The 6685-nt window shown below is 59.5% G+C and carries 4 protein-coding genes and 1 tRNA gene; 3 read left to right on the top strand and 2 right to left on the bottom strand.

The window, feature by feature from the left end; translation table 11 throughout:
- Positions 1–1223 (bottom strand): DNA repair protein (locus tag QZ540_RS07865; protein ID WP_294629004.1); only part of this gene is annotated, 1223 nt, incomplete at its 3' end.
- Between the two features lie 385 nt (positions 1224–1608).
- Positions 1609–1684: transfer RNA gene (locus QZ540_RS07860), tRNA-Arg, on the bottom strand.
- Between the two features lie 499 nt (positions 1685–2183).
- On the opposite strand from QZ540_RS07860, the gene QZ540_RS07855 reads away from it, so the two are divergent.
- The 3 genes from QZ540_RS07855 (at position 2184) to QZ540_RS07845 (ending at position 6659) form a co-directional block, all read left to right on the top strand.
- Complete coding sequence (locus tag QZ540_RS07855) at positions 2184–4034, top strand: phosphoenolpyruvate carboxykinase (GTP) (protein WP_294629002.1); 1851 nt, start codon at positions 2184–2186, stop codon at positions 4032–4034.
- A gap of 360 nt (positions 4035–4394) precedes the next feature.
- Positions 4395–4865 (top strand): Rrf2 family transcriptional regulator, encoded by a 471-nt coding sequence (locus QZ540_RS07850; RefSeq protein ID WP_294629000.1) that lies wholly within the window; start codon positions 4395–4397, stop codon positions 4863–4865.
- Positions 4866–5477: 612 nt separating this feature from the next.
- Positions 5478–6659: an FAD-binding oxidoreductase gene (locus QZ540_RS07845; RefSeq protein WP_070605032.1), complete on the top strand. Its 1182-nt coding sequence runs from the start codon at positions 5478–5480 to the stop codon at positions 6657–6659.
- Positions 6660–6685: the final 26 nt, after the last annotated feature.

The following is a 6685-nucleotide window of genomic DNA, read 5'->3' as shown; positions in this document are numbered from 1 at the left end:
GTGTTCACGTCAACGCGGTAGTCGTCGTGCGTGAAGCGGATGGTCCAGTCGTTGAGTCGTTCTGCCGCGCCTTCACGCAGGATGGTGCGCACGAGCTCTTCGCTGATGTTTTCGCGTTCGAGGCGGGCGCGCAGGCTCGGGCGCAGGCGGTAGCTGCGTTCGCGGTCCTCTTCGCTGACGCCGCGAGGCGCGGTCGGTTCGGCGGCTACCGGCTGAGCCGCGGGCTCGCTGAGGGCCGCCGGAGCAGCGGGGACCGGGGCTGCGGGCTTCGGCGCGCTCGGCTTCGGGGTATTCGTCTCCGGAGCGGCGGGCGCACTCGGTAGGGACTGGCTGAGTACGGGCAACTCTTCAACAGGTGCCTGCTCGCTAGCTACTGCCGTATGGGTAGCTTCTGCGGCTTCGGCAGCCTGTTGGCGGGCACGCAGACCCTCCAGGTACTCTTCGATGCGCGGCGGATGGTAGGTCAGCGTGGACTTGCGGAACATACCGGGGGAGGGTGCACCGGGAGTCGGCGCAGCCGGCTTGGGTGCTGCAGATGTAGGAGCAGCGGGCTTCGGCGCAGCCGGCTTGGGCGCCGCGGGGGTAACCGTGGCGGGGGTCGGTACAGGAACCGTCTTTTCTGCAGTTGCCTCTGCGGGCGCTTCCACAGATGCTTCTTCCGGCACGCTGGGAGCAGGGCTGGGAGTCGGGGCGGGTGCCTGTGCCGCGCGGGCGGCAAAGAGCGCGGGGGAGGGCGCCGGCTTCGGCGCCGCAGGCTTCGGGGTTGCCGGCTGGGGAGTAGCGGTTGCGCTCACCGCGGCGTCCTCACTCACTACACCCTCGTTGGCCTCTGCGACGGGAGTCTCAGCCATGGAGGCTTCGGCCGCTTCGGTTGCCTGCAGGTCGGTCTGTTCCTCTTCAGCAGGCTTAGTGTCGCTGGCTTCCTCATCGCCGCGGCGTAGGGCGGCAACGAGTTCCTGGCGGGAAGTATAAGGAATGATTTCCTCGGGCGAATCGATATATCGCGGGAAATTCTCGTAGAGAATCTTCGCCGCGGCCTCAAAGAGCTTCTCCGCGGTGGTGTTGGCGGCGGGTGTGCAGGGGCAGAGGAGCTCCTGGCGCTGCGCGTCATAGAGGGACCAGTGGGCGCATCGTTCGGTGGGCGGGAAGTAGTCGAGTGTTCCAAGGTCGGCTATATCGATGAGTGCACCTATCAGGGACTGCGGAATGGATAGCTGTGCCATAGTGCTCCTTCGCGTTGTCTGCTCTCCAGCCTATGTGTGGAGGGTCCTCTTTCCATCCTATGCGTTTTTTGGCGGGTGTGCCCCGGGGCACGTCATCTGGGAGCATAAATCTGTGGATTCACAGGTTGGGGTGCTTTGGGGCGCGGTTTTTGGCACGGATGGGGCAGCGTCAGCTGGTGAAGCGTCCTTGCTACACCTAGCTAGAGCCTGCGGCGTGTCGTACTGCAACATGTTGTACTGTGCAGTGGCTTGAGCTCTGCCCGGGGCTTGTGTCAGAGCGTTTTCAGCGCGCTTGTTTCCCAAAGATGTCTTCCAGGGGTGTGTCTTCCGGGGTCTATCTTCTGGGCATACAAAAAATCCCCGGTTCCAAAGAACCGGGGATCGGTGGTGCGCCCGAAGGGATTCGAACCCCCAACCTTCTGATCCGTAGTCAGATGCTCTATCCGTTGAGCTACAGGCGCATGTTCCTCGCTTCGGATTTCTTCAACCCGTCGCGGCAACAGGTACTACTATACGGATGTCTCCAAGGGTGCGCAAGCCGAAAAACTCGAAATTGACCCAAAATCCCCTCCGAAAGACTCGATAATGCCCTGTTTTACCGCATGATTCCGGGGTTTTTGGTGGCGTAAAATTTTTTCAAAATATTTTCTCGGCACCCTAAAACCGGTGCTGTAGGCCCCTAAAATCCCCGAAGGGTCCCGCCATACGACCTAAAAATTCTTTACAGAAATCTTCTCGTACTCTAAGAATGTGATGCGCAGAACTTAAGAAATGGCGTTATAGAAAGCTCTACAGACCATTAATGCGTTATTCTGTAAGCATCACGAGGAAGTGGAGACTGTCCAAGCGTGCATATTCACGATTATTTGCACGCTTGTAGTGTTTAACTGCTTCTTTGTTACCGCAGACCTAACCGGATCAATGTAGTATCCGGGCCACCGATTGAAGGGGAAAATGTCAATGGCTGACACCTCAACTCGTACTCTCTCTGCCGAACTCGAAAAGGAGCTGCAGAGCGCACCTACCACCCACCAGGGCCTCCTGGATTGGGTTCGCGAGGTTGCGGCACTGACCCAGCCCGCACACATCTACTGGGTCGATGGCTCCCAGGAAGAATATGACCGCCTGGCACAGGAACTGGTTGACGCCGGTACCTTCGTTCGCCTCAGCGATCACGAATTCCCGAACTCTTACGCAGCTTTCTCCGATCCCGACGACGTTGCACGTGTCGAGGAGCGCACCTTCATCTGCTCCGAGACTGAAGAAGGCGCAGGCCCGACCAACAACTGGCGCGACCCCGTCGAAATGAAGCAGACCCTGACCGGTCTGTTCGAGGGCTCCATGCGCGGTCGTACCCTGTACGTCATTCCCTTCGTCATGGGCTCCCTGAAGGCTAAGAACCCCAAGATTGCTGTTGAGCTCAGCGACTCCGCATACGTTGTCTGCTCCATGCGCATCATGGCAACCATTGGTAAGGACGTTCTTGCCAAGCTGAACGAGACCAACGGCTTCTTCGTCAAGGCTCTGCACTCTGTTGGTGCACCCCTGGAGCCCGGTCAGGAAGATGTTCCCTGGCCTTGCAACCCCGAGAAGTACATCGTCCAGTTCCCCGAGACCCGCGAAATCTGGTCCTTCGGCTCCGGCTACGGCGGTAACGCACTGCTCGGTAAGAAGTGCTACGCACTGCGTATCGCATCCGTTATCGGTCGCGATGAGGGCTGGATGGCAGAGCACATGCTCATCCTGAAGATGACCAACCCCGAGGGCAAGGTTCGCTACATCTCCGCAGCGTTCCCCTCGGCTTGCGGTAAGACCAACTTCGCAATGATGGAGCCCACCATTGACGGCTGGAAGGCTGAGATGGTCGGCGACGACATCGCATGGATTGAGTTCGACGAGAACCACCAGGCACGCGTGGTCAACCCCGAGGCTGGCCTGTTCGGCGTGGCACCGGGTACCGGTTACTCCACCAACCCGAACGCTATGAAGGCTATCGCCAAGGGCAACACCATCTTCACCAACGTTGCACTGACCGACGACGGCTCCGTCTGGTGGGAGGGCAAGACCGACGAGGCTCCCGCTCACCTGATTGACTGGACCGGCAAGGACTGGACCCCCGAGTCCGGCCGCCCGGCAGCTCACCCGAACTCCCGCTTCTGCACCCCCGCATCCCAGGTCGACATGCTCGCTCCCGAGTACTACGACCCCGAGGGTGTGCCGCTGAGCGCTATCGTTCTGGGTGGTCGCCGCAAGACCACCGTTCCGCTGGTGTCTGAGTCTGAGAGCTGGGAGCAGGGCGTGTTCCGCGCTGTCACCCTGTCCTCTGAGACCACCGCGGCTGCTAAGGGTGCTGTCGGCGTGATTCGCCGCGATCCGATGGCTATGCTGCCCTTCATCGGTTACAACGCTGGTGACTACTTCAAGCACTGGATTGACCTGGGCAAGCAGCACGGCGCTGAGAACATGCCGAAGGTCTACTACGTCAACTGGTTCCGCCGCACCCCCGATGGCGGCTTCGCATGGCCCGGCTTCGGCGAGAACTCTCGCGTCGTGAAGTGGATCTTCGACCGCCTGGACGGCAAGGCTGGCGGCCAGGAGACCTTCCTGGGCACCGTTCCCACCAAGGAAGACCTGGACCTGACCGGTCTGGAAATCTCCGAGGAGGAGCTGAAGGCTGCTCTGGCTGTCTCGAAGGAAGAGTGGGCTGCTGAGCTGCCCGGCATCGACGAGTGGCTCGAGAAGTTCGGCGACAAGCTGCCTGCTGAGGTTCGCGAGCAGCGCGACGCTCTGGCAAAGGCTCTGGAGGGCTAAGACATTCCAGCTAACACCTAAGGTTTAGCGCTTTGAAGGAGCGGGATCTCCCGGTGAGATTCCGCTCCTTCCTTCCGTTTATGGGGGTCGTTTGAATCCCTGTCAACGGTGGGTAACGGACGGTTTGGGGTAGGGGCGCAAGTGTAAGGCTATGCAGTCCATCTGCTCTTGAGAAATACTCTAAAGATATTGGGAAGGCTACGAGAGCATGATTATGGCTGGCCCTGATTTCTTGCCCTCTCGCTACCCCTATACAATGCCAATGTAAGATTTTTGAACGCGTCGAACCCACCCGGGCTCGCGCATCCGTTGCCGCCTCCGTGAAGGTGCGGCAGCACGAGAAGGATAGAAGGAGTATCCATGCGTTTGACAGCATTCTCGGATGTCTCGCTCCGCGTTCTGATGCTCCTGTCTGCTCTGGAGCCCGGTCAGAAGCTTTCCACTCAGAAGATTGCTGAGGGAGTGGACACCCCCTACAACCACGTGGCGAAGGCTGTGGCTTTCCTAGTGAACATGGGTTACCTGGACTCGACTCGCGGTCGCGCCGGTGGCGTGATGCTTTCGGACGCAGGACGTTCTGCGACCGTCGGCACTATTCTTCGCGCTACTGAGGGCGATATCCCCATGATTGAGTGCGAGGATGAGAACGGCCACTGCCCGCTGGATAAGTTCTGCCGCCTGCGCAATGTGCTGGCGAGGGCTCGCGAGGCATTCTATGCTTCTGTGGACTCGGTGATTATTAGCGAGCTGACTGCCGGTGCGCGCCCCGTTGGTCCGGTGTTTGTTGAGCTGGGCTTTGCGCCTCCGGAGAATGCGTTGCCTGCGCGCTAGGCTGGCACGCTACAAGAAATACGTGATACCTGTGGAGCTTTCCGGTGGGAGGCTCCACGGAGTTTTTAAGGCGTTCTTGCGGCTAACGCGGGGCTGTTGGGGTTTTCCCGGCGGCTTTCTGCGGAGGTTTTTGAGGGAGCATCGGGAGTGTCTATGCCTCTGTCTGCGGGGGTGCTGGAATCTGTGTGATTCCTGAATTTGTGCAGGAAATGCAGAAAATTGCAAACTTGCTTTTCAAATGCAGAAAATGTGACCATATTCATTTTTACACTACAATGCATACTTTCCATAGTAAATATATTTTCGGTCCAGAATTTTTATGCACACTTCGGGGCTAGTCACCCGGCGAACTCAAAAACAGTGCTGAAAATATATAGTGTGACGCTCGGCTCTCTCTTTGAGTCAGGGTGAACCATAAGTAGCATCTGTAGCGCCAAATAACCCTCGGGGCATGACCTGCACACAGCGCAAGCACCCCGCAAAATGCTACGGTAAGGGTGCTTTATAAACACTTCGTCACCAACTGAGCTGTCTGAGTGAATGCCCCGCAATACTGATATTGAGGGGCCTCGCCACAATGACCGAGGTGACCACACAGGAAGAAGGCATGACATGCTCTCTGAGAAGTCCCGCCCCATTATTGAGGCAACGTTGCCCATTATCGCTGAGCGCATCAACGACATCACCCCCGACTTCTACCGTCGAATGTTTGCTGCCCGCCCCGACCTGATGGACGGCATGTTCTCCCGCTCCTCCCAGCTTGAAGGCACTCAGCCTCGCGCACTGGCTGGCTCCATCGCAGTATTCGCTTCCTACATTGTCGAGCACCCGGACTCCTACCCGGACGAGGTCCTCTCCCGCGTGGCCCACAAGCACGCATCCCTGGGCCTGAAGGAAGAAGAATACCCCACCGTCTACAAGTACCTCTTCGAGGCAATCGCCGCTAACCTGGGCGATTTGGCTACCCCCGAAATCGTTGAGGCATGGACCGAGGTCTACTGGCTCATGGGCAACGCCCTCATCAAGCTGGAGAAGGGCCTGTACGCTTCTCAGGCAAACGACGTCATGTTCGCACCCTTCAAGCTCGTTGAGCGCAAGGAGACCGGCGAGAACGTTGTCGTGCTGACCTTCGAGCCCGCCGACGAGACCCCCATGACCGAGTCCAAGGGCGGCCAGTACATCTCCATCGTCGTTCCCGCACGTGACGGCCTGCGCCAGGCACGCCAGTACACCCTGCTGCCCAGCGAAAAGAACCAGCGCCGCATCGCTGTGAAGCTCGACCCCAACGGCGAGATGACCTCCATCCTGCACGAGCTGGAAGTCGGCGCAGTCGTCGAGGTCTCCAACCCCTACGGTGACCTGACCCTGGAAGGCTTCGGCGACCCCCAGGCACCCCTGTACCTCTTCTCCGCAGGTATTGGCACCACCCCCATGCTCAGCTTCCTCTCCGAGCTGGTTGAGAAGGGCTCCGAGCGCCCCGTGACCGTGGTCCACGCAGACCGCCGCCTGGACACCTGGCCCCTGCGCGAAGAGCTCACCGAGCTCGTCGGCAAGCTGCCCAACGCACGCCTCGTCTCCTTCATCGAAGGTGAGGGTGGCGACTACACCGGCCGCGTCGACGTCTCCAAGCTGGATGTTCCCGCCAACGCTAACGTCTACCTCTGTGGCCCGCTGCCCTTCATGCAGGGCGTACGCTCCGCACTGGTGGAGGCAGGCGTTCCCGGCAAGAACATCAACTACGAAATCTTCGGCCCGGACCAGTGGATGCTCCACGACCAGGCACGCGAGGCGTAAAAACCCCGTAAGCCGGCTCGTCCGCT

It is taken from the genome of uncultured Rothia sp., from assembly GCF_916049665.1.
GTDB lineage: Bacteria > Actinomycetota > Actinomycetes > Actinomycetales > Micrococcaceae > Rothia.
This window is presented reverse-complemented; position numbering and strand designations above follow the sequence as displayed.